This window comes from Olivibacter ginsenosidimutans (assembly GCF_039542865.1).
GTDB classification, from domain to species: domain Bacteria; phylum Bacteroidota; class Bacteroidia; order Sphingobacteriales; family Sphingobacteriaceae; genus Olivibacter; species Olivibacter ginsenosidimutans.
This window is the reverse complement of sequence record NZ_BAABIQ010000003.1, coordinates 468,096-492,232: the sequence shown is the minus strand read 5'-3', so window position 1 is coordinate 492,232 and position 24,137 is coordinate 468,096. Positions and strand designations below refer to the sequence as shown.

The 24,137-nt window shown below is 38.7% G+C and carries 22 protein-coding genes and 1 tRNA gene; 14 read left to right on the top strand and 9 right to left on the bottom strand.

What is annotated here, in order from left to right; all coding sequences use genetic code 11:
- Positions 1–101 precede the first annotated feature (101 nt).
- Positions 102–275 (top strand): restriction endonuclease, encoded by a 174-nt coding sequence (locus ABD930_RS21820; protein WP_425571095.1) that lies wholly within the window; start codon positions 102–104, stop codon positions 273–275.
- A gap of 176 nt (positions 276–451) precedes the next feature.
- Here the strand turns inward: ABD930_RS21820 and ABD930_RS03460 are convergent.
- Positions 452–538 (bottom strand) — tRNA-Ser (locus tag ABD930_RS03460).
- A 274-nt stretch (positions 539–812) separates the two neighbouring features.
- Between ABD930_RS03460 and ABD930_RS03455 the strand changes: the two genes are divergently transcribed.
- Both ABD930_RS03455 and ABD930_RS03450 read left to right on the top strand, forming a co-directional pair.
- A complete protein-coding gene (locus ABD930_RS03455) occupies positions 813–1,022 on the top strand; it encodes a hypervirulence associated TUDOR domain-containing protein (protein WP_345230294.1) in 210 nt (69 codons plus the stop codon).
- Between the two features lie 192 nt (positions 1,023–1,214).
- Positions 1,215–1,664 carry an SRPBCC family protein gene (locus ABD930_RS03450; RefSeq protein WP_345230293.1) on the top strand — a complete coding sequence of 150 codons (450 nt, stop codon included), beginning with the start codon at positions 1,215–1,217 and terminating at the stop codon, positions 1,662–1,664.
- A gap of 61 nt (positions 1,665–1,725) precedes the next feature.
- Here ABD930_RS03450 and ABD930_RS03445 read toward each other — a convergent pair whose 3' ends face one another.
- Entirely contained in the window at positions 1,726–3,750 is a 2,025-nt protein-coding gene (locus ABD930_RS03445) for an HD family phosphohydrolase (protein WP_425571094.1), read from the bottom strand.
- Positions 3,751–3,948: 198 nt separating this feature from the next.
- On the opposite strand from ABD930_RS03445, the gene ABD930_RS03440 reads away from it, so the two are divergent.
- The 7 genes from ABD930_RS03440 to ABD930_RS03410 all read left to right on the top strand — a co-directional run bounded on the left by ABD930_RS03440 (position 3,949) and on the right by ABD930_RS03410 (position 13,311).
- Positions 3,949–4,803: an SPFH domain-containing protein gene (locus ABD930_RS03440; RefSeq protein ID WP_345230291.1), complete on the top strand. Its 855-nt coding sequence runs from the start codon at positions 3,949–3,951 to the stop codon at positions 4,801–4,803.
- Between the two features lie 192 nt (positions 4,804–4,995).
- Positions 4,996–5,181: a type II toxin-antitoxin system antitoxin gene (locus tag ABD930_RS03435; protein ID WP_345230290.1), complete on the top strand. Its 186-nt coding sequence runs from the start codon at positions 4,996–4,998 to the stop codon at positions 5,179–5,181.
- A 41-nt stretch (positions 5,182–5,222) separates the two neighbouring features.
- Entirely contained in the window at positions 5,223–6,401 is a 1,179-nt protein-coding gene (locus tag ABD930_RS03430; RefSeq protein ID WP_345230289.1) for an acetyl-CoA C-acyltransferase, read from the top strand.
- A 299-nt stretch (positions 6,402–6,700) separates the two neighbouring features.
- Positions 6,701–8,878: a S9 family peptidase gene (locus ABD930_RS03425; protein WP_345230288.1), complete on the top strand. Its 2,178-nt coding sequence runs from the start codon at positions 6,701–6,703 to the stop codon at positions 8,876–8,878.
- Positions 8,879–9,060: 182 nt separating this feature from the next.
- Positions 9,061–10,779, top strand: a complete 1,719-nt coding sequence (locus ABD930_RS03420; protein WP_345230287.1) for a peptide MFS transporter — start codon at positions 9,061–9,063, stop codon at positions 10,777–10,779.
- Positions 10,780–10,878: 99 nt separating this feature from the next.
- Complete coding sequence (locus ABD930_RS03415) at positions 10,879–12,387, top strand: peptide MFS transporter (RefSeq protein WP_345230286.1); 1,509 nt, start codon at positions 10,879–10,881, stop codon at positions 12,385–12,387.
- A gap of 192 nt (positions 12,388–12,579) precedes the next feature.
- Positions 12,580–13,311 carry a polyprenol monophosphomannose synthase gene (locus ABD930_RS03410; protein WP_345230285.1) on the top strand — a complete coding sequence of 244 codons (732 nt, stop codon included), beginning with the start codon at positions 12,580–12,582 and terminating at the stop codon, positions 13,309–13,311.
- 12 nt (positions 13,312–13,323) lie between these two features.
- Here ABD930_RS03410 and ABD930_RS03405 read toward each other — a convergent pair whose 3' ends face one another.
- Both ABD930_RS03405 and ABD930_RS03400 read right to left on the bottom strand, forming a co-directional pair.
- The gene (locus ABD930_RS03405; RefSeq protein ID WP_345230284.1) at positions 13,324–13,881 is read right to left on the bottom strand and encodes a hypothetical protein; all 558 of its coding nucleotides are present in this window, start codon (positions 13,879–13,881) and stop codon (positions 13,324–13,326) included.
- 9 nt (positions 13,882–13,890) lie between these two features.
- Complete coding sequence (locus ABD930_RS03400; protein ID WP_345230283.1) at positions 13,891–14,454, bottom strand: hypothetical protein; 564 nt, start codon at positions 14,452–14,454, stop codon at positions 13,891–13,893.
- A gap of 160 nt (positions 14,455–14,614) precedes the next feature.
- On the opposite strand from ABD930_RS03400, the gene ruvB reads away from it, so the two are divergent.
- Both ruvB and ABD930_RS03390 read left to right on the top strand, forming a co-directional pair.
- The gene (ruvB, locus tag ABD930_RS03395; protein ID WP_345230282.1) at positions 14,615–15,637 is read left to right on the top strand and encodes a Holliday junction branch migration DNA helicase RuvB; all 1,023 of its coding nucleotides are present in this window, start codon (positions 14,615–14,617) and stop codon (positions 15,635–15,637) included.
- A gap of 151 nt (positions 15,638–15,788) precedes the next feature.
- Entirely contained in the window at positions 15,789–17,303 is a 1,515-nt protein-coding gene (locus ABD930_RS03390) for a GNAT family N-acetyltransferase (RefSeq protein WP_345230281.1), read from the top strand.
- A gap of 41 nt (positions 17,304–17,344) precedes the next feature.
- Here ABD930_RS03390 and ABD930_RS03385 read toward each other — a convergent pair whose 3' ends face one another.
- On the bottom strand, positions 17,345–17,914 hold the full coding sequence (locus ABD930_RS03385) for a hypothetical protein (protein ID WP_345230280.1): 570 nt from the start codon (positions 17,912–17,914) through the stop codon (positions 17,345–17,347).
- Between the two features lie 126 nt (positions 17,915–18,040).
- Between ABD930_RS03385 and ABD930_RS03380 the strand changes: the two genes are divergently transcribed.
- The gene (locus ABD930_RS03380; RefSeq protein WP_345230279.1) at positions 18,041–19,666 is read left to right on the top strand and encodes an ABC-F family ATP-binding cassette domain-containing protein; all 1,626 of its coding nucleotides are present in this window, start codon (positions 18,041–18,043) and stop codon (positions 19,664–19,666) included.
- 42 nt (positions 19,667–19,708) lie between these two features.
- Here the strand turns inward: ABD930_RS03380 and ABD930_RS03375 are convergent, their stop codons facing one another.
- From ABD930_RS03375 to holA, 3 genes are all read right to left on the bottom strand, one after another.
- On the bottom strand, positions 19,709–20,356 hold the full coding sequence (locus tag ABD930_RS03375) for a TetR/AcrR family transcriptional regulator (RefSeq protein WP_345230278.1): 648 nt from the start codon (positions 20,354–20,356) through the stop codon (positions 19,709–19,711).
- A 233-nt stretch (positions 20,357–20,589) separates the two neighbouring features.
- Positions 20,590–21,150, bottom strand: coding sequence for a hypothetical protein (locus ABD930_RS03370; RefSeq protein ID WP_345230277.1), 561 nt, complete (start codon positions 21,148–21,150; stop codon positions 20,590–20,592).
- Positions 21,151–21,208: 58 nt separating this feature from the next.
- Entirely contained in the window at positions 21,209–22,216 is a 1,008-nt protein-coding gene (gene holA, locus ABD930_RS03365; RefSeq protein ID WP_345230275.1) for a DNA polymerase III subunit delta, read from the bottom strand.
- 638 nt (positions 22,217–22,854) lie between these two features.
- Between holA and ABD930_RS03360 the strand changes: the two genes are divergently transcribed.
- Positions 22,855–23,322: a type I restriction enzyme HsdR N-terminal domain-containing protein gene (locus tag ABD930_RS03360; RefSeq protein ID WP_345230274.1), complete on the top strand. Its 468-nt coding sequence runs from the start codon at positions 22,855–22,857 to the stop codon at positions 23,320–23,322.
- A gap of 150 nt (positions 23,323–23,472) precedes the next feature.
- Here the strand turns inward: ABD930_RS03360 and ABD930_RS03355 are convergent, their stop codons facing one another.
- The gene (locus tag ABD930_RS03355; protein WP_345230273.1) at positions 23,473–24,114 is read right to left on the bottom strand and encodes a hypothetical protein; all 642 of its coding nucleotides are present in this window, start codon (positions 24,112–24,114) and stop codon (positions 23,473–23,475) included.
- Between the last annotated feature and the right edge of the window lie 23 nt (positions 24,115–24,137).

Sequence of the window (24,137 nt, the reverse complement as noted above, 5' to 3'; positions counted from 1 at the left end):
AACATACGCTACTGAACATAGCATCAATAAACCACAAAAACTTAAAAGATCTTTACCCGCAGAATTTCAAGAAATCAACAGACCTGTAGTTCGTCGGGCGGATACTTTTCTTTAATAGTTTTAGTGAAGGTACCGATGGAGGCATTGATGCTATTTTTGAAGACAAGAATCACAAAATAGTACTGCAATGCAAACGTTATAGTGATTTCAACTCCTTATATCAACAACTTAAAAATTTAGAATTTCATATATTAATGCTTTGCAAGGTCTTTTGATTCCAAATCAATCACCGTTATTTTAATTTCTTTAAAAAAGAAAAAACCGACTATCATCGGGCTCCATTTTGAGTGGCGGAGAGTGAAGGAATCGACTCCCTCCCAACCTTTCTGGCTTGAATCTTGAACGCTGTTAAACAAGAAAATCCTTCATCTTTCGATGAAGGATTTTGCTGCGGAGAGAGCGGGATTCGAACCCGCGGTACCGTTTCCAGTACGACAGTTTAGCAAACTGTTCCTTTCGGCCTCTCAGGCACCTCTCCTCTCTTTGGGATTGCAAACCTAATACAAAAATTTATTATTTCAAATTTTAATATTCCGCAAATCGATACATTTTTTATTTTATTAACTTATCATTTTGGTGTTCAAGCTGATATAATGGCAATACGTTATTTACCTACTCCACTTTCTTTTTCCCATCATCTACCTTCCGGTGATAAATGCTCATCAACATCGATTTAGGCCAACATAAGCACTCAATTTAGTTAAAATTAAAACACGATTTTGGCCTTCAATGTTAATCAAGTAAAAAATATCATGCAAAAATTTAAAATAGGCGATCATGTTACCTGGAATTCAGAAGCGGGTCATGTTTCAGGAACCATTATTAAGGTACATACCCGCGATTTTCAATATAAAGGCTATACACATCATGCCGATAAGCAACATCCTCAATACGAAATCAAAAGCGATAAAACAGACCATGTTGCGGCACACAAAGCATCTGCCTTGAAATTTGTAGAATAATAAAGGTATGTGTACATCCTAAATTCCCCGCAAAACTGTCGCATACGACCCCGCCCAAGGCGCGATTTTATCATCACCTTTGTTAAAGCCATTTGATCCAAAACAATAATCAATAAGGCAGTGGAGCAGTGACCACATCCAAACGGGCGAACCGAAAAGCCAAATGAGTAGGAAACACCAAAAATGATTTTTATGGCAGACAACAAAGTTTCATTACACCGAGTTATTAAGGCTTCTCCTGAAAAGATTTACCGAGCTTTTACAGAAGCCCTAGCGATTGCTTCATGGTTGCCACCTTATGGTTTTCTTTGTACGGTACATGATATGGACGTACAAGTAGGTGGTACCTACAAAATGTCGTTCCAGAATTTCACAACTGGAAATAGCCACTCATTTGGAGGGGAGTATGTAACGATTAAGCCTAATGAGTTTTTAAAGTATACCGATAGATTTGACGATCCGAATATGCCAGACGTAATGACTACTTCTATTTGGCTTCAAAGAACATCCGTAGGCACTGAGCTAAAAGTGCTGCAAGAGGGAATTCCTGCTGCAATACCTGCGGAAATGTGTTATCTGGGTTGGCAAGAATCGTTAGAAAAGCTGATTAAACTGGTAGAACCCGAAATACCCGATGCGTAATTATCCGTGCTTACAGCCCAGACATAAGCAATACCAGAACTTGTACAGGTTACGGTATTGCTTATTCTTCTGTCTTCACTTTCTTCACGTCATAATCTAACCGCACGTGATAAATACTCATTAACATCCGCTTGAATATCGCCCGGATGGCTTCTATCTCTTGCATCGTAATATCACTATTCTTCAATTGCCCCTGAATGAGTTTTCCTTCTATAATTTTATCCACCAAGTTACTGATATTTTCAGCATCGGGTTCCTTTATACTTCGTGATGCTGCTTCAACTGAATCGGCCATCATTAACACGGCCGTTTCTTTGGAAAAGGGGATCGGCCCTGGATAACGGAAAAGGTGTTCATCGACCAGCTTATCTGGATGAGCTTTAATAAAAGCATTATAAAAATAATCGGTACGCGTGGTACCGTGATGGGTACGGATAAAATTGATAATCGATTCCGGCAATTGGTGTTTGTGCGCTAAGTCGACACCCTTATTAACATGCGCAATGATAATCTGTGCACTTTGTTCGAACGTTAAGCCATCATGAGGATTATATCCTTTGGTTTGGTTCTCAATAAAATATTGCGGATTTTGCATTTTACCAATATCATGATATAAGGCTCCTGCCCTAACCAGTAAAGCATTACCGCCAATTTTATAGATTGCGGCCTCCGCCAAATTGGCCACTTGTAAGGAATGCTGAAAGGTACCAGGTGCTTTATAGGAGAGCTCCCTTAGTAGAGATGAATTGGTATTGGTGAGCTCCATTAAGGTGACATCTGAGGTAATACCGAACAATCGCTCGAAAGCGTAAATTAACGGATAAGCTAATAATGTTAACCCTACACTAACGATAAAAGGCACAAACGATCCATAACCAATATCCGCCAATGAACCGTCTCGAATAAGCACAATCCCCAAGAAGCCAACGATATAGGTAACCAATATAATGAGTGATGACATTAAAAATTGCTCCCGTTTAACTAAGGTTTTGATGCTATAAATACTCACCATCCCAGCAGTAACTTGTAAAAAAGCAAATTCAAAGCTATTCGGTACAAAAAAGCCCGATACCAAGACCATTAGGAGATGGATATTTAAAGCCAAACGTGTATCAAATAGAATCCGTACAATCATCGGCACAATACAGAACGGAATGTAATACAGGTTGGAAATCTTTAGTTTAAGTGCCCATGACAACACAAATAACATTCCTGTAATCACCAAGAGTATTAACGACAATAAGCGATTGTTGGAAAAGATATCGAGGCGGAAGAGATATAAAAACACCATTAAAAGGGTTACCACTAAACCCACGACTAGAAATTGCCCTAACACCACGACATTACGGTTGCCACCAATGCGCGCTTCCTCCTCGTAGGCCTTTCGCAAAGACTCCACTTTTTGAAAAACCTCATTATTGACCATACTACCGTTAGCTACAATCAATTCACCCCGTTGAACCATTCCTCGTGTACTGGAAATATTATTTAATGCTTCCGTAATAAGCTTATCGGTCAGTTGTTCATTGTATGCATAATTTGGCTGGATATAATCCGCTACCATTTTTTTTAACCAATCTTTCTCCTTAATATCTCTCCTGGCATCAATAATAGTACTGGCATAAGCTAAGGCCTTCTCACGGGTATATACTTCAGCGGTGTTTTTATTCTGAGCAACATTATCTTTGACCAAACTGAAATTGTAATCAGCGCCATTTGCCTGAAATTTCTTAGTGAGGGCAATAATACCCCGATCATACACATGGGACAAAATTTGAGTAACCACTGCTTTATAAATCGGCTTTTCCCTTTCATCTAAGCCACTACTCTCCCATTTTCCCTCTAATTCATTCAAAAAACGCTCCGTTTCTTCGGTCTTTATTTCGTCATGATTATCGTAAATGGGATAAACCGATTGCAAGATTTGATCTCGATCTGCTTTTATTTCGCTTGCGGTTTTTAATATGGCGAAGTTATAGGGTGCAATTAGATCTTCATGCATCCAAATTTTACCCTTTTCGTATTCGAACCTAAATCGCGGTTGCTTGGGAAGAAAAATACAGATAATGACTACACTCAGTATCATCATTCCATATTTGAAGACCGCTGAATTACTAGTATAGACTACCGGTGCTTTTCTGTTTTTTGACACGTAATGAGCTGTTTTGTTTAAACCTAATACAAACTTAGATAAAATTGTTTGATAAACGTATTTTTAAGCACATAGTTGATTTTTCAATTTATTTTTGATATCATTGTGATATCATTATAAACACAAAAATAGATGAAGGAAGAAAAATCTACCACAGCGGTATCGGGCTACGCAGCAGTAGTGATACTGGTCATTTTAATCGCATTGGCCTTATTCGGTGTATTTGTTGCCAATCCAATATTGGTGATTATTGGCGCATTGGCTTGTTTATTTGTGCTAAAAGGCCTCACTATTATTAATCCGAACGATGCGAAGGTGCTTATTCTTTTTGGAGAATATATTGGTACCGTAAAGAAGGACGGCCTATTTTGGGTTAATCCATTGGCCGTAAAACGAACTGTTTCTTTGAAGGCAAGAAACCATAATGGGCATCAAATGAAAGTGAACGATAAATTAGGTAATCCGATAGAAATTGCGGCTGTTACCGTCTGGATGGTAAAGGATACAGCAAAAGCATTGTTTGCGGTTGACGATTACATCCAATACGTGCAAGTACAAAGTGAAGCAGCGGTACGGCATTTGGCCAATTTATTTGCTTATGATAACTTTGAAGATGAAGGGGCCACGATAACACTCAAAGATGGCGCTCAGCAAGTTAATGAAATGTTGGAAAAGGAGCTTAACGAACGGCTGGAAAGGGCGGGAATAGAGGTAATAGAAGCAAGAATTACCCATCTAGCCTATGCACAGGAAATTGCCAGTGCCATGTTGCAAAGACAACAGGCTACTGCGGTTGTGGCGGCTAGAAAACAGATTGTTGAAGGTGCCGTAAGTATAGTAGAGATGGCACTGGAACGTTTATCGGAAAAGGAAATTGTACAATTAGACGAGGAACGTAAGGCCGCCATGGTAAGCAATTTATTGGTCGTGCTTTGTGGAGAAAAGAGCGTATCTCCTGTTGTTAATGCCGGTACGCTTTACGGATAGTTCGTTAAGTTTTATAGTAGTTAAGTCGTGAATTAGCCAGTTAATCGATTAGCTAACCGAACGAAGTGAGCTCATGAACGCCTTTGGGAATAAACATGTGTGAATAATTAGCTAATGAATGCGCGTGCCACTGCTTGCATCATTGCCACGCGCAACGCACAACTTATAACTCATAACTTAAAATCATATTAGATGGGAGAAAAAAAAGCATTTGCGCTACGAATAAATCAGGAAATGCTAAAAGAGTTGGAGGCGTGGGCGGCCGATGAGTTTAGGAGCACAAACGGACAGATTGAATTTTTACTCCATGAAGCACTTCGTGCCCGCAAACGGCAACGTCAAAAAGCAGATAATGGAGATAAAAATGCAGATGCCTAAAGATTTTACTTATCTTGCCGTTAGAACCAATAACATTCCACATGTTAAACGAAGTATATATTGTTTCGGCCGTCAGAACACCCATTGGCAGCTTCGGAGGAAGCCTCTCTAATATCCCTGCGACAGTATTGGGAGCAAAAGCAGCAGCAGAAGCTGTCAAACGGGCAAATTTAGTTTCTGGAAGCATCCAAGAGGCTTATATTGGTAATGTCTTATCAGCCAACCTTGGTCAAGCTCCAGCAACTCAGGTGGTAAAATTTGCAAATCTGGGAGACATCCCGGCGACAACTGTCAATAAAGTATGTGCTTCTGGTGCTAAGGCGATCATGCTCGCTGCACAAAGCATCATGTTAGGTATTCAGGATATCGTCATAGCAGGAGGTACTGAAAGCATGAGCAATGTACCTTATTACTTGGGTCAGGCACGTTTCGGCTATCATTTGGGCCATCAAGAAATGATTGACGGATTATTAAAAGATGGCCTTTGGGACGTTTATAACAACTACCATATGGGTTCCGCAGCAGAGTTATGTGCAACGACCTGCCATATCAGCAGGGAAGATCAGGATGTCTATGCGGTTTCGTCTTACCAACGGGCACAAGCCGCCCAAAAGGCTGGTAAGTTTAAACAGGAGGTTGTTCCCATTACCATCGTCGATAAAAAAGGTAATGCTACGGCGATTACGGAAGATGAGGAAATAAACAAAGTAGTCTTTGACAAAATTCCCTCATTGAAACCCGTCTTTAAAAAAGACGGAACGGTTACAGCAGCCAATGCCTCTAACTTGAACGATGGTGCAGCAGCTTTAGTGTTAATGAGCAGACGTAAAGCGGAAGATTTAAGAATCAAACCTTTAGCTCGAATCATCAGTTATGCCGACACCCAATCTGCTCCGGAATGGTTTACTACAGCGCCCGCTGAGGCTGTACCAAAAGCACTGAAAATGGCTAATATGACCATACATGACGTCGATTATTTCGAAATCAATGAAGCTTTTTCGGTTGTTTCGGTGGCCAACAATCGAGCAATGGCCTTAGATCCGGAAAAAGTAAACATTTATGGTGGTGCCGTGGCATTAGGCCACCCTTTGGGCGCGTCAGGCGCACGAATTATGGTAACCTTACTTCATGTACTCGAACAGGAACAAGGCCATATAGGCGTTATTGGCATCTGCAATGGTGGCGGTGGCGCCAGTGCAATAGTAGTAGAAAAGTTGTAAACCCAAATTCAGCCAATAAACACTAAACCGTATGCTTCATGCTATTTACATAGCCGGAATGACGTCTCCACTACGGTAGAGATGATGACTCCCACTCCCCCTCATTTTGAAATAACAGAAAGAACTGTCGGAATGACGTGTTTATACGCTTTGGGCGTCCTATCTGATAGTTTATTCTAATTTATTTCTACTATTTTTGATACAATCCCTTAAATTAACGGGTTAATTAGTAATTTCGATGCCATGTTGAATCAATCCCCCGCAAAAAACCACTGAAATAGTCGATATAAATCACACACATGAAGAAATCGTTAATCATTTGTATGCTTATGGGAAGCAGTGCATTGGCCCAACCACCTAAACACATTACACTAGAAGATATTTTTCAACACGGAACCTTCCATTCCAAAACGGTTAATGGTTTGCGTTCATTAAAAGATGGAAAAACCTATGTTTCTATCGAAACGAATCCGAAAACCAAAGAAAAATATGCCGCGCGGTATATGTATACGACCGGAAAACTGGTAGAGGTGTTGTATACAACAAAAGATTTTTATTATAAGGGTAAACAGCTAGCCATCAGTACTGATTTTAATGCTGATGAACGTAAAGTTATGATTGCCGATGAGTCTGAAGCCATTTATCGGCGCTCATCCAAAGCTAATTATTACGTATTTGACAGCGCATCAAAGAAGATTACTGAAGTATCCACTAACGGTAAACAACTCTTTGCTACCCTTTCGCCTGACGGCACTAAAGTAGCTTTTGTACGCGAAAACAACTTATTTATCAAGGACCTCATTAACGGAAATGAAGAACAAATAACCCATGATGGAAAAACAAATGAGATCATTAATGGAAAAACCGATTGGGTTTATGAAGAAGAGTTTGCTTTAGCGAAGGCTTTTTTCTGGAGTCCTGACAGCAAAACCATTGCGTATTATAAATTCGATGAAACAAACGTTCCCGTATATTCGATGACCCTATATGAAGGGCTCTATCCTACCGATTATCGGTATAAATATCCCAAGGCCGGTGAAAAAAATGCAATTGTTAGTATACATCTCTATCATGTAGCACAAAAAAACACGACAACGGTCGATATCGGTTCTGAAAAAGACCAATATATCCCGCGTATCCAATGGACACAAGACCCAACTGTTTTATGCGTATTACGGATGAACCGCCATCAAAACAAACTGGAATACCTTTTCGCCCAAGCAGAAACGGGATCAACCCAGCTTATTCTATGTGAAGAAAACAAGTACTATATCAACATCAACGACGACCTCACCTTCTTAAAAAACGGAAAAGAATTTATTCTTAGTAGTGAACAAGATGGTTATAACCATTTATACCTCTATCGAAGCAATGGCGAGCTTGTTAAACAATTAACGAAAGGGCCTTGGGAGGTCACCCGATTCTATGGTTTTAATGAAAAGACCCAAACCATCTATTATCAATCAACCGAAAGCTCTCCGCTGCAACGTGACGTTTATGCGCTAACCCTTGATGGCAAACAAAAAAGAAAATTAAGTCCGAATCCGGGCACTAACGAAGCTACTTTCAGCACTGATTTTAGCTATTACATCTTAAATCATTCCGATACCAATACGCCTCCCTACATTACCCTTAATAATCAACAGGGAAAGGCCATCCGCACATTAGAAGACAATAAGGAAGCCAAAACGACCGCTCAAACTTATGGCATTAAGGGGTCTGAATTTTTTCAATTTACTACTGCGGCCGGTATATCATTAAACGGTTATATGATTAAACCAACTCCTTTTGATGCGAATAAAAAATATCCCGTTTTAATGTACGTATATGGCGGACCGGGTAGTCAAAATGTGGCTGATTCTTGGAGTGGATCTCGAAATATATGGTTTAATTATCTTGCACAACAAGGGTATATCGTGGCATGCATTGATAATCGGGGAACAGGTTTTCGCGGACAAGAATTTCAAAAATCAACTTACTTAAATCTAGGGAAACTAGAGGTTGAAGACCAAATAGCGGGTGCTAAATGGCTAGGACAACAATCATTTGTCGATCCTTCACGTATAGGAATCTGGGGTTGGAGCTATGGTGGTTATATGGCTTCATTATGCATTACCAAAGGAGCTGATGTATTTAAAATGGCCATCGCTGTAGCACCTGTAACGACTTGGCGGTATTATGACAGCATATATACGGAGCGTTACCTCCGTACGCCACAAGAAAATGCCGCTGGTTACGACGATAATTCGCCTATTCATTTTGCCGATCAACTTAAAGGTAAATTTTTGCTCATTCATGGCACTGGAGATGACAATGTACATTTTCAAAACAGTGTCGTATTTTCGGAAGCCTTGATACAGGCAAATAAGCCCTTTGAACAAGCGTATTATCCAAATAAAAATCACGGCATCTCAGGAGGAAACACCAGCTTGCATCTCTACCATAAGATGACGGATTTTATTGTAAACAATTTATAACAGCTTTTTTATTATACCCAATTATCCATAGTTTATTTGGTTTTTTCAGGATATACCATTAAAAATTTGCTATAATGCCAAGGTCTAATTATCTTGCGCGGAAAAATACACTAAGTCACACAGAAAAACCAATACCGATTAAGATTAAAATAGCATAATCAACCACTAAACAGTACAACAACATGACTGAAACAACAATTTTAACAGCAGAACCACAGCCCAACAAGAAAGGACATCCGAAAGGATTATTCGTTCTTTTTACCACAGAGATGTGGGAGCGATTCAATTTTTATGGCATGCGTGCCCTATTGACCCTTTTCCTCGTAAATGCATTAGCCTTTTCAGATAAAGACGCTTCTATTGTTTATGGTGGATTTTTAGGTCTATGTTATCTCACCCCGATGTTAGGCGGCTATATTGCTGACCGTTACCTCGGTAATCGTAATTGTATCATCTTAGGCGGTACCGTTATGGGAATTGGCCAGCTTTTTCTTTTCTTTAGCGGTTACGTGTACGCTTCTGATGTTGAATTCGCTAAACTTGCCATGTGGATTGCCTTAGGTATTATCATTGTCGGTAACGGTTTTTTTAAACCGAATATTTCGTCGATGGTGGGACAACTATACGATAAGGGTGATAATCGGCTGGATTCGGCCTTTACCATCTTTTATATGGGAATCAATGTAGGTGCCTTTTTAGGGATGTCTATTTGTCCGTTTCTTGGTGATGTCAAGATAGGTGATGTGCGTGTTGTAGAAGCCTTTAAATGGGGATTTTTAGCAGCTGGATTGGCTATGTTTCTCGGCACCTTTCTTTTTTTCATTTTAAAGAATAAATATGTTGTCTCTCCCACAGGCCTACCTGTAGGTGCTAAACCGCAATTCCATGCGCAGGTAAACAAAACATCGGAAGAATCAGAGCAGGCTAAATTTACCATGGGTGGCATTATGGCTTCATTAGTACTTTTGGCTGTATTATACTTCGTTTTTCATTATTTATCGGCAGATCCAGTTGATCCTAACCCTATACAAAGTTGGATATATCCTTTTATTTATGCCGCAGCTATTAGCCTTGCCTTTCTGATTTTAACCGATAAAACAATTACCAAGATAGAACGCGACCGGATTATCGTCATGTATATTATTGCCTTTTTTGTGATCTTTTTCTGGTCGGCTTTCGAGCAAGCGGGTTCCTCATTAACCTTTGTTGCCGACAAACAAACCGATCTTCATTTCTTGGGCTTCCAACTACCACCAAGCTTTATACAAAACGCCAATTCCATATTTATTGTCGTGTTTGCGCTTCCCTTCAGTTGGCTATGGCTCAAACTTCAGCAGCGAAATATGGAGCCCATATCACCGGTAAAACAGGCTATTGGCTTACTTTTACTTGCCGTTGGTTACTATATCATCGCTGTACAGATAGGTAAAATCGGTTTAACGGGCAAGTTAGCGGTTCATTGGTTGTTTATTATGTATCTGTTCCATACGTTAGGCGAGTTATGTTTATCACCGATCGGACTCTCCTTGGTTTCAAAACTGGCGCCCAAACGTTTTTCCTCTTTACTGATGGGTGTATGGTTTATTGGAAATGCAGCTGGTTACGCCTTAGCAGGCACATTAGGCGCACTAATTCCGCCTACGGGTGATAAATTCGAATTTGCATCCAGTAAAGGCATCGATTTGCAAGCTATTTTAGATGGTGTAGTAAAACCTACTTCAGAACAAATAGCCATTTTGGCCCAACAGAAAATTGATATTACATACCCTACCTTCGTAGGCTTTACCATCCACAATTTGTACGAATTTTTTATGGTATTTGTAACCTTATCGGGCACCGCAGCACTGATCTTATTCCTGATATCAGGACTTCTTAAAAAAATGATGCACGGGGTGAGATAGTTTTAAGTTTTTAAGTTCTAAGTATTAAGTTGCAACTATATATATTTACGTACAACTTATAACTTACAACGTACAACTTATAACATATGACTGATTATTATGGAAAAGACGATTAGTCTGGAAGAAATACAAGATTTCAAAGGCAAATACCCCACGCAATTGTGGTATCTCTTCTTCTCTGAAATGTGGGAACGTTTCTGTTTCTATGGTATGCGGGGAATGCTTACCTACTTTATGGTAACTGAACTGCTTATGAACGAAGAGATGGCTAATCTGCAATATGGTGCCACACAAGCTTTTGTTTATGCATTTACTTTTATTGGCGGCTTATTTGCCGATAAATTATTAGGCTTTCGGAAATCGCTGTTTTGGGGCGGTTTATTGATGATTGTCGGTAGCGCTATTTTAGCGATTGATCCACATCGGTTTTTCTTTTTTGGGATAAGTTTTACCATTGTGGGCACCGGTTTTTTCAAACCCAACATTTCTACCATGGTTGGCTTTTTATATAAAAATGGCGATGTGCGTCGAGACGCTGGTTTCTCGCTTTTTTATTCTGGAATTAATATTGGTTCACTTTTAGGTGGTTATGCCTGTGTTGCCATAGGCAAAGCGTATAGTTGGCATTTAGCTTTTGGATTAGCGGGTATCGTTATGACATTAAGCTTAATCGTCTTTATTTTTACCCAAAGAACGTTAGGCCCTATTGGTTTACCACCAAAACCCCAAACTACACAAAAGATTACCGGATTACCACAACAACATTATTATCCCAAATGGTATAATTATCTGGTGTATATAGGCTCATTAGCTATTATACCCCTTATTATGATCATGGTATCGAAACCGGAATATACCGATCTTTTCATGTATACTGTTGGCCCACTTACATTGCTTTATTTATTCTACGAGATGGCTAAACACTCGGCAACTGAACGGAACAAATTAATGGCGGCCCTAGTATTCATCATTTTCTCCATTGTTTTTTGGGCTTTTTTTGAGCAAAGCGGAGGCTCACTGAGCATCTTTGCCGCGAAGCATTTACACGGCACCTTATTAGGTATTCCAGTCGATCCTAACGGTGTGAATAATGCAGCCAATGCGCTTTGTGTGGTCATTTTTGCACCAATTGTAGGTTTAGCGTGGATTGCTTTATCCAAAAAGAAAATAGAACCCAATACGGTAGTTAAATTTGGTTTAGCTTTTGTGTTTTTGGCAGCTTCCTTTTTTATCTTTTATTTTACCCGATTCTTCGCTGATCCGGAAGGAAAAACATCCTTAAATATTTTTGCTTTAGCATACCTGGTGATGACGTTTGGCGAACTTTGCCTTTCTCCAATCGGATTATCCATTATGACTAAATTGTCACCTGCTAAGTTACAGGGAGTCATGATGGGCATGTGGTTTTTAGCTAGTGCCTACGGCCAATACGTAGCTGGATTATTAGGCGCTAATATTTCCAAAGCCAGCGAAAACGACAGTGTTCAACAAAAGCTCTTAACCTACACCGATGGTTATCAGCAATTAGGTTGGTATGCGCTAATTACAGCGGTTATATTGCTGGCGCTTTCCCCTATTGTTAGGAAGCTGATGCAGGACGTAAAGTAATTAGTGTCTATCTTTAATTATCCCAAATTCAGCAATAAGCCATATCCTTAAGCTGCTTACATCGTCTACAAGGCTATAAAATCAGCAAATATTTATTGCTTAAAGCCTAAAGCGTAATACAGGAAAAGGAATCGCTAAATTCCCGTAAAAAACTGTATTTTCGTATTTCAGATTTAAACGAATAAAGCAACCGTGTCCGATAGCATTGTCATTATTCCTACTTATAACGAGAAAGAGAATATCGAGCGAATTATCCGAAAAATATTCTCTTTAGAGGTTGCCTTTCATTTATTGATCATTGACGACGGTTCTCCTGATGGTACAGCAAGTATTGTCAAAAAGCTACAACAGGAATTTAGCGATACGTTATTTTTAGAAGAGCGCAAAGGTAAATTAGGTTTAGGCACAGCCTATATTCACGGGTTTAATTGGTGCCTAGCGAGAAATTATGCTTATATTTTTGAAATGGATGCCGATTTTTCGCATAATCCAGAAGACTTATCCCGATTGAAAGAAGCTTGTATCAATGGCGCGGATATGGCTGTTGGTTCGCGTTACATCAAAGGGGTGAACGTTGTTAATTGGCCTATGAAGCGCGTACTCATGTCCTATTTTGCTTCGGGTTATGTCCGTTTCATTACCGGAATGGATATAAGAGATGCCACTGCCGGATTTGTCTGTTACAAGCGAAAGGTATTAGAGGCCATTCCTTTGCATAAAATAAAATTTGTAGGGTACGCGTTTCAGATAGAAATGAAATTTACAGCTGTTAAATATGGTTTCAAAGTCGTTGAAGTACCAATCATATTTACCGATCGTACAGAAGGCACCTCCAAAATGAGCACTAAAATATTTCGCGAAGCTTTTTTTGGTGTTATCCAAATGAAAATAAACAGCTGGTTTAGGAAATATACTTCCTCCTAGCGATGAATTAGATTAAAGCGCAATAGCAATTGTATATGATAAAGCTGCTCCTAAAAGGTTGTTATGATTAAAATCAGAAATGTAGAAACCTATGGGTGTCTTTAATGGTGTGCGTACCGGTGTTTTTAATAATTTTGCAAATGTTTTCACGCACGCATAACCTTGAGTATTGCTTAGCTCTTTTTCCACATTTGAGTCATTTCCTAGCACGTAGTAGCCCGTTATAGCTTTGCTCAATAAGCTTACGTCACTTGATGTTTCAGTACCACTAAGCACTGCCTGGTAAGCAGCATTTATTTCGGCATAACTTGCATCAGCCTCTAAGACTAACACGGCTATGCGGCCATATACAATACCCGAGATAAAAGCAATATTGTTTTGATCAACGTTACTTTCCGTCGTTGTACTAAAGAGATCTTTATACAATGCAGCAGTATAGTCTGCTAACAAAGCATTATCTGTTACTTCTACAAAGGCTACAAATCCAGTTTTTCTATTCACAGAATCAGTACGCACCTCTGTAGTCAAATGCAATAAGTCTCTTATGGAAGTTTTTGGTTGAACATGCAATAATCGTGTTTATATATAGTCATAGTCATGAAATTCAGTGCCAACAGCCGTCAGTTCAAGTGATTGTCCGTCTGATTTTTTTTGCTCTCTTGCCTTTTTGATGAAAGACCATGTGCCGGTTTGTGTTGGAGCAATATTATCCATCCAATAATCGTAGCCACCATTATTCTCTAAGTAAACAAGTACATTTTTTTCGGGTTTATAGCCTTTGACAGAAAGCCATTCTGCATTCTTTAACAAGCTTTGTTTTTCCAGTAGTGCACCAATGAACACGTCATTTGCATTGCTTTCGATCATACTAAACGTATAATTGACTTCCTTATTCTTCACCTTAAAGGTGATACCTAGACTATCTTTCCAAACACTATCTGAAACGATTTTAATTGTTTGATCTTGCTTAATAACATGTCGAATAGAATCTATTTTAAAAGTTTTGGTAGTCCCCTCGCTTACCTCCGTTGGCTCATTCGGTTTATCTTCCGGTTTTACAGACGATGGCTCCGCTTTCTTACAACTGCAAATAAAGCCAATCAGCACAAATAACCAGCAAATAATCAATTGGTTAGTCTTCATAGCGCAAATATAAACTAATTCACCAAATTGTTACATTTTTTTAAATTCGTGTGCCAAGACAAAGCATTTCACTTTGCTTAATCAAATGTTTACCTTTGTAAAGGCTACATTAAACGTTAGGGAAGTACCTTTATGGATTAATTTGTAGCCTTAAAAAACGATGAATGAACATTTAAATCCGAACGCAGACCACCTTAGTAATGCAGAACGGGAAGTAGAGAAAGTGCTTCGTCCGCAGGTATTTGAAGACTTTACCGGTCAGCATAAAATATTAGAAAATCTTCGTGTTTTTGTTCAAGCAGCTAAACTCCGTGGAGAGGCATTGGATCATGTGCTTTTACATGGCCCACCCGGACTAGGTAAAACCACCCTATCACATATTATTGCGAATGAAATGGGATCTGGGATAAAAATCACTTCTGGACCAGTATTAGATAAACCCGGTGATTTGGCAGGTTTACTAACCAATTTAGAGGAAGGTGATATTCTGTTTATAGATGAAATTCATCGACTTAGCCCCTTGGTTGAAGAGTATTTATACTCGGCCATGGAAGACTTTAAGATTGACATTATGTTAGAAAGTGGGCCTAACGCCCGCTCGGTGCAGTTATCACTCAGTCCTTTTACCTTAATTGGGGCCACTACGCGCTCCGGATTATTAACAGCACCTTTACGGGCACGTTTTGGCATTAATGCTCGGCTACAATATTACGATGCCAAATTACTTACATCGATTGTGCTCCGATCGGCCAGTATTTTACGTACACCCATCAATGACGAAGGAGCCTTTGAGATTGCTAGAAGAAGCAGAGGCACCCCCCGTATTGCCAATGCACTATTGAGGCGTACCCGTGATTTTGCACAAATTAAGGGTAACGGAAAAATTGATACGGAAATTGCACAATACGCCTTAAATGCCTTAAACGTGGATGAACATGGACTAGATGAAATGGATAACCGGATTTTATCAACCATTATCGACAAATTTAAGGGAGGTCCTGTAGGCTTAAAAACAATAGCTACCGCAGTTGGAGAAGATGAAGGTACACTCGAAGAAGTATACGAACCCTTTCTTATTCAAGAGGGATACCTCATGCGCACTTCGCGGGGTAGAGAATGTACCGAATTGGCCTATAAACATCTGGGCAAAACAAACTATCCTAAAGGAAATACGTTGTTTTAATCGAGTTACGTTTATCAATTGCGTGTTTTCCTGAACATTAAGTGGAATTGTTGTTGAGTTGTTTTAATACTTGACCCTTTCGTTTTTGTTTTAGGCTTTTTGCTTTTCGCTAAAAGTTTTTTATTTTTTAATTTTTACTTTTTAATTTTCAATGAACATCATCATAAGACCTTTAACGTTAGCAGACTATAATGATTTAAAAACATCCATGGTGGAAGCCTATCATGGGAATGCCGGAGGAATTTGGCCAAGATCGAGTATTAAAAACTTGTTGGAAATCTTTCCAGAAGGTCAACTTTGTGTAGAAGTAGACGGTCATGTGGTTGCTTGTGCACTTTCCATCATGGTAGATGGCAAAAAAACAGACCGGACGCATTCTTATGAAGAAATTACCGGTAAGTATACCTTCAAAACACATGATCCAGAAGGTGATGTACTTTATGGCATTGAACTATTTGTTCATCCAGATTATAGAGATTTACGTTTAGGACGAAGATTGTACGATGCCCGAAAAGAACTCTGCGAACAACTTAATTTAAAAAGTATTATCGCGGGTGGCCGAATTCCGAAATACCATGAACATGCAGATACCCTAACGCCAAAACAGTATATTGAAAAAGTAAAGCAAAAGGAAATCTACGACTCTACATTAACGTTTCAATTAGCGAACGATTTTCACGTAAAGAAGATCCTCAAAAATTATCTACCTGAAGATAAGGAATCACTAGAATATGCTACTTTATTGGAATGGAATAATATTTATTATGAGCCAAAAACCAGTTCCATCTCTCCTACGAAACAAACCATCCGTTTAGGACTGATTCAATGGCAAATGCGTTTATTTAACAATACGGATGCCTTTTACGATCAGGTGGAGTTTTTTGTGGATGCTGTAAGTGGCTATGGGGCTGATTTTGCACTTTTCCCTGAGTTTTTTAATACCCCTCTCATGGAGCCGTATAATCACCTACCCGAGCGCGATGCCATGCGCATGCTGGCCAAACATACCGAAGAAATCAAAGAAAAAATCCAGCAATTGGCCGTTTCTTATAATGTCAATATCATTGCAGGCTCTATGCCTTATTTGGACACTGATGAAAAATTATACAATACAACTTACCTCTGCCATAGAAATGGTAAGGTAGATGCTTATAGTAAGGTCCACATTACCCCTAATGAACTGAAATATTACGGTATGTATGGTGGAGATAAGGTTCAGGTATTTGATACCGATTGTGGTAAAATAGGCATTCTCATTTGTTATGACGTAGAATTCCCAGAATTAAGCAGAATATTAGCCGATCAAGGAATGAAAATATTATTCGTTCCTTTCTTAACCGACACCCAAAATGCATATACACGTGTACGCAGTTGTGCACAAGCAAGGGCCATTGAGAACGAGTGCTATGTTGCTATTGCGGGCTCTGTTGGCAATTTACCTAAAGTAAACAATATGGACATCCAATACGCCCAATCAGCGGTATTTACACCCTCTGATTTTGCGTTTCCTACCAACGGTGTTAAGGCAGAAGCCACAACGAATACAGAAATGGTTCTGTTAACAGATGTTGATTTATATGCCCTAAAAGAGTTACATGAATATGGAACGGTAAAGACCATGAAGGATCGGCGTACTGATCTCTATAGTGTAAAACTGATCAAATAGATTTATTAATCTGCTATTCAGCCAATTGACGATAAAATCGTTTATCTAGCTTCTTGAAGGTTATGAAGTAATTTCTTACCACGGCTTTGCATAGCCGCTGTTCCGTCTTTTAAATAAAACATAATCTGGGCCATCAGTTCTTCCTTTATCCATGGAAAATAGGGGATCAGATAGTACAAGGCTTCCATACAGTTTACCTGTACAGCAACCGGACTTCCCGGTTTAATCAGCCATTCGAACAATATAGCTACCACCTGTTCTTTTTTAGCAAGAGGTAAATTATCAAAAGCCTTTTTGCGTATTCTACCCGCCTTTGGCTTAGTGTATTGTATGATGATCTTTGAAAAATGTCTTTGGCAGCTTTTATTATTTTGTTTCGCTAAATCTGCTATAAATACTTCTAAAACCGGGATGAATAAGGATGGAGATTGTCTTTCCAACATCTCTAGTACCCACGCAGCACGAAAAGCAATTGCTTTTTCGGAATAGTAACACAGTTTAAGTAGATCAAGTACTGCAAAATCACCATTTGCAGCAAGTTCAGTAAGTGCCGGAACTTTTACTTTATCCCTAATGGTCTTGATTTGTTTTAAAAGATCAATTTTATCCATTACCTTTTTATTTTTCAATTAACAGTGCTGTTGACACGAATTTTCCGCTTGGTCTTCCAGTTATACTTTACGCTTTACTACTTATATGCTATGCTTTACGCTTTCAATTGATTATCTTTGCGCCCTATGATTAGTGTATCCAATCTTTCTTTGCGCTTTGGTAAACGCGTTTTATTTGACGAAGTTAATTTAAAATTTACACAAGGCAACTGTTATGGCATCATTGGTGCTAATGGTGCCGGAAAATCCACCTTTTTAAAAATTATTACCGGTGATGTAGATGCCACTACAGGTTCCGTAAGCATTACCCCAGGTGAGCGTATGGCCGTGCTTAGTCAAAATCACTATGCATTTGATGAATTCCCTGTTGTGGAAACGGTGATGATGGGACATCAAGAGCTCTATAAGGTGATGAAGGAAAAAGATGCCATTTATGCTAAAGAGGATTTTACCGATGCCGATGGAGAACGTGCGGGAGAATTGGAAAATATCTTCGCCGAAATGGATGGATGGAGTGCAGAAAATAATGCAGCCACTTTATTGAGCAACTTGGGTATTAAAGAAGAGGTACACTACAAGTTGGTTAAAGAATTAGATGGAAACCAAAAAGTTAGGGTATTACTTGCACAAGCGCTATTTGGTGATCCAGATATTTTAGTACTCGATGAGCCTACCAATGATTTGGATATTGATACGATTGCCTGGCTAGAAAACTTCTTAGCTGATTATCAAGGTTTAGTGTTAGTAGTATCACACGATAGACATTTTCTTGATGCTGTTTGTACGCATATTGTAGATATCGACTTCAGTAAAATGACGATCTATACTGGTAATTATACGTTCTGGTATGAATCCAGCCAGCTAGCCTTAAAGCAACGCGCTGATCAGAACAAAAAACTAGAAGATAAAGTTAAAGAACTGCAAGAGTTTATCCGTCGTTTTAGTGCTAATGCCTCTAAATCTAAACAGGCAACCAGTCGTAAAAAGGCTTTAGACAAAATCAATTTGGACGAGATTAAACCTTCTAGCCGTAAATATCCTGCTATCATGTTTAACGACATGAATAGGGAGCCTGGCGATCAAATTCTGCAAGTCGAAAATCTAGGAAAAACGGTAAATGGAGAAATTCTTTTCAATCAGGTGAATTTCATGATGAATAAAGGGGATAAAATTGCCATCTTAGCAGAAAACAGCTTGGCAACCACCGCTTTTTATGAAATTTTAACTGGACGTGATACCGATTTTAAAGGAAATTTTAAATGGGGAATTACGATCAGTATAGCGGACATACCAATGGATAATGCTACCTATTTTGAGGGGAAAAATGAAAATCTGATCGATTGGCTTAGGGAATATGCTTCAGGCGATCAAGACGACCAATTTATTCGTGGCTTTCTCGGAAAAATGCTCTTCAGCGGGGAGGAAGTACTAAAAAAATGTTCTGTGCTTTCTGGTGGCGAAAAAATGCGTTGTATGTTTTCACGCATGATGTTGCAACGTGCCAATTTTTTATTGTTTGACGAGCCAACCAACCACTTAGATTTAGAGTCTATTACGGCGTTGAATAATGGCATGAAAGATTTCCGCGGTCCTATTCTTTTTACTTCCCGAGATCATGAACTTACGCAGACCGTTGCCAATCGAATCATTGAACTTACACCTAACGGCATCATCGATAAATTAATGACTTACGACGAATACATTAATAATGAAGATATCAAGGCACAGCGACAACAGCTTTATGCAAAATAGCTTGTAAAGATGGCGTTTTAACAGCACCTTTAGGAGATTAATTTATCTGCTTTTTGCCTCCTTAAATGCCCATGCATTGATTTTAATAAGGGTTTGTTTAATCCGGTCTCTATCTTCTCCCTTACTGAAATCCAATCCGCAAAAGTGCTGTTTATTAAAATGCCCATGCAAAACAAGATAGTATATACCAGCTAATTGCAGGGCTATCAAGCTCCTAAAATCAACTGCTGATGAAGCAACCGTTGTTTCGGTTAATTGTAGAAGGTCATTGGTAAAATTTTCCCTGACTTCCGTTATTTCATGCATCAACGCACTGTCTTCTCCAAGCTCCCATAATAAAACATGTTGTATCTCTTCTGAATCATATAATACATCAAGTTGAGTATTCAATAAGGATGAAAAAGCTTTATCATTCCACTTTTTCTTCAACTCATTAAAATTCAGCTGCTCTATTATAGTTGTCCAATAATTCTTTCCTCGAATGTATACTTCCACAAGATTATCTACATTTTCAAAATATCGATAAATAAGCTTCTTGTTCACCCCTGCTTTATACGATATTTTATTGACCCCTAAGCCTGTATATCCTTCCGTACGGATAATCTCTCCCACTGCCTGAATCAATTTTAACTTGGTTCGCTCTTTATCACGGATTGCTCCCTGAGGTATTTTCCTTTCTTTTTTTTTCATCTGTTTATATTTTATTTTTAGTTGTCAGATGGAGCCTTTGATGATTGAGGCAATCATCACCCAGTGTGCTTAATGATTATCTCAATCATGTGGGGTTCATAGTTCTAGGGTTTATCTGCTGTTGATTCATGGAAATAAAATTTAGGCGGTATAATGGTATCTTTTACTAAATCAAATGTCGGAAACTATTTGTATTTATTTGTCTTTTATTGAAAAATTTTCTAAGACCCTTATCAGTTGATGAATAAGCCGATGGTAAGCGACACACTTTGTTGCTGCACATTTTTTACTTGATACGGTAATACGATCTGCTGATAGCCATAACCAAGAGTTAAAAAAAGATCTGGACCATTAAAGGAAAGTGGATGACGATAATTCAAGCCACCAAGTGCAGACGCTCCCTTAAACATGTCGCTACCAATACGCGGTGCATACCCTGCATTAGCAATGAGGTATAAGCCGCCCGAAAAGAAATTTTTATCTATGGGAACGCGCACATCTGCTAAAAAGGGAAGCATACTAAATCGTGAAGCGAAAGGAACATTTGATTTTTTTGCTTTATACACTTCATTTCCCAAGCCAAACCCTACATATACATGATCATTAAAGTTTCTTCCGATCATGAGGTGAAATTTATACCCGTTTAAGGATCGGTTCCCCCCTAAAGCGTCCGGCTGATTCAGTCCGAACATTCCTCCAGCCTCTAACACCGTATAAACCTTACGACCTTGCGCATACAAATTTGGTATGCTCACGATCAAAGAAAATAAACAGGTGAACAGCATTTTTTTCATAGTTTACAGTGCTTATGTATTTGTTTAGGTATAGCTACTTATATGTAGCGTAGGGAAATCAATGCAAGATTTTAAACATTAACTCCTTTAACAGATCTTCAGGTTCCAAATTTAAAGCATCTACTCCTTTAGATTTCAGATCATACTCTTTTAAGTAATTCATCACATGAAATAACTTTATCGGCGTGTAATGACGAGCCGCCAACTCATAGTCTTTAACAAAAAAAGGGTGTACCCCTAATAGCTTTGCAGCAACTTGCTGTGCCTTATCCGGCAGGTAATGATATTTCAGAATTTTGGCAAAATAAGCGTATAATGATCCCATAACCACCGGTATTGGATTGGATTTTGGATTAGCAGCAAAATAATCGATAATTTGATTTACTTTAAAAATATCTTTTTTCCCCAGTGCGGTATTCAATTCAAATACATTAAAATCTTTACTAATACCAATATTATCCTGTATATCCGTCACGGAGATTTCTCGATCTTTAGGTACATTAAGCATGATCTTATCCAATTCATTAGCCACTTTGGACAAGTCTGTACCAAGATATTCACCCATCATTATCGATGCTTGCGGATGTATTTTCATACCATGCTCACGCACATATTCCTCTATCCATGGTGCCAATTTATTGTCGTAGATTTTCGCAGATTCCAACACCACACCATTTTTCTCTATTGCCTTATAAACTTTTTTACGTTTATCAAATTTTCCGTATTTATAGGCAAAAACCAAAATGGTTGTAGGTAGTGGGTGCTCTACATAGGCTTGAAAAAACTCGTCCGTTTTGTCCCATTTAAGATTTTGAGCCTCTTTGATAATGACCAGCTGGTAGTCACTCATCATAGGATAACGTTTTGCTGTATTCAACACCGTTACCCAATCCGTATCTTTACCATACAATATTGTTTGGTTAAACCCTTTCTCTGCATCACTTAACACGTCGTTCTCTAGTGCTTGGGTAATTAAATCAATATAATAGGCTTCTTCCCCGTGCAAGAGATAAATAGGCTTTAGTTTTCTTTTCTTAATATCAGCTAGTATGTTTGAGGCACTCATTGTAATACAAAATAACAATAAATTTTAACGTTGGACAAACGCGAATGCTTGTTTAAATTTTATAAAGATTTTTATGTTATTTTCTTTTTTTCATGACGTGTTTGTTTTTATAGTATTCAAGCTACTTCGTGGTTTCCGAAAAAGAAAAGTAACCAAAGAACTTAGTGGAGCGTTCTCATGAGTGCTTTTAAAAATAAACCACAACACGAATAAAACTCGTCGCTTCAAATTTACAGGAAGGCTAGTGCATACCACTACATGATACAAATTTTGGATGCGACCATTTTCGGTGATCAATAGTAGGTACTTTCAACCGGGCGTATATTCTCTTTACAAGAATGTACTGTTTGCCAGCCACTTTTTCTTTCCGGCTATTCGCAAAAGCCCGCCGTTCTGCTAAAAAACCGCCTTAGCCAGTAGCGGTATGTAGTGGGATGCACTACCGTTGTAGCTGCTGGGTACAGCGGGAGCTTTTTATGAATAAAGTGCTTTATTATTTTATGGCATTCATGAGCTCATCGCTCAGCTCTTCGGTTTTGTTACTTTTTTTCGCGGTGAAAAAAAGTAACATTAAAAGGTTCTATTAATATGTTTTTGACAAAATAATAAATAGGTTTGTACTTGGTATACCCATCATTATGCAACATCCTATCACACTCAATCTACCAGCATATCCGTTCAAATTGAGCCGCGAACAGCAACGGCTATTGATTTATGATGAGTTGCGTAGAAAGTACTTGGTACTAACCCCCGAAGAATGGGTAAGACAGCATTGGGTGCAACACTTAATACTAGCTAAGGGATACCCAAAAACGCTCATTCAGCTGGAAGGAGGATTAAAATTAAACACATTGCAAAAAAGAACAGATATTGTTGTATTCAACCGGACAGGAAAACGTTCATTAATTGCAGAACTCAAAGCACCGACCGTTAAAATTACACAAGCTGTATTTGAGCAAATTGCTCGCTATAATCTCGTACACAAAGTACCTTATTTATTGGTAAGTAACGGCCTACAACATTACTATTGTCAGATTGATCATCAGCGCGAAACCTACCACTTTTTGGAAGATCTTCCTTCTTTTGAGGAGATAAATACTGTTTAGACTATTGATCTTTATACAACTAAAAATGCGTCATTACAATCACATCACGGAGAAGCAATCTATATTCTTGACATTATCGTTATTGCAATCCGCCAGTCGGTAGATTACAATAACGATAATGTGGGTTTAGCGAACACACTCTTATATCGCCTATTTAGCTGATATATTCAATTCAACCACATTGGCATAAATAAAATTCATTGCTTTATGATTGGAGTTAGCAGGATTTTCTTTCTTAAATTCTTCCAATAAGCTTGTTTCTAAGTTATCTGTACGATCAATATCCAGTACTCCTCCCAGACAAGGATATTTTTGTGCTAGATCACCGTCATTAAAGCTTTGGATTTGAGCAAAGCCATCTACGTTAGCATAAAAGTTGGTAAACGTTACAGGTAAAAAGTTGTTCGCTTTTACTAAATCTTTCAAAGGCGACCCCACCTTAATATCTTCTGCCAAATGGTAGGGGCCGCTTCCATCAGATACACTTAATTTTACTGCCTTAGTAAAAGGTGCACTTGCTTCTGCCCAAGTTACGGTTACTTCATCCGGTGTATCTTTAAATACCTTTGTAATACTTACTTTTTTACCCTCCACATCCTTCACGGTATCCACTAACTGATCAACACCAAATTCTTTCTCCAGATCAGCATGGCTGTAATTTAACTTTACCTTTCCAATGGCTTCGCAGGTAATAAGCGTTGAATCTGTTACTTCTTCTGTTGTTTTTTTTGCTGCACCTCCACAAGAGGCTAAAGCAAAACCGATTAAGGCTAAATTTAGGATTTTTTTCATTAGAATAATTATTATGCGTATAA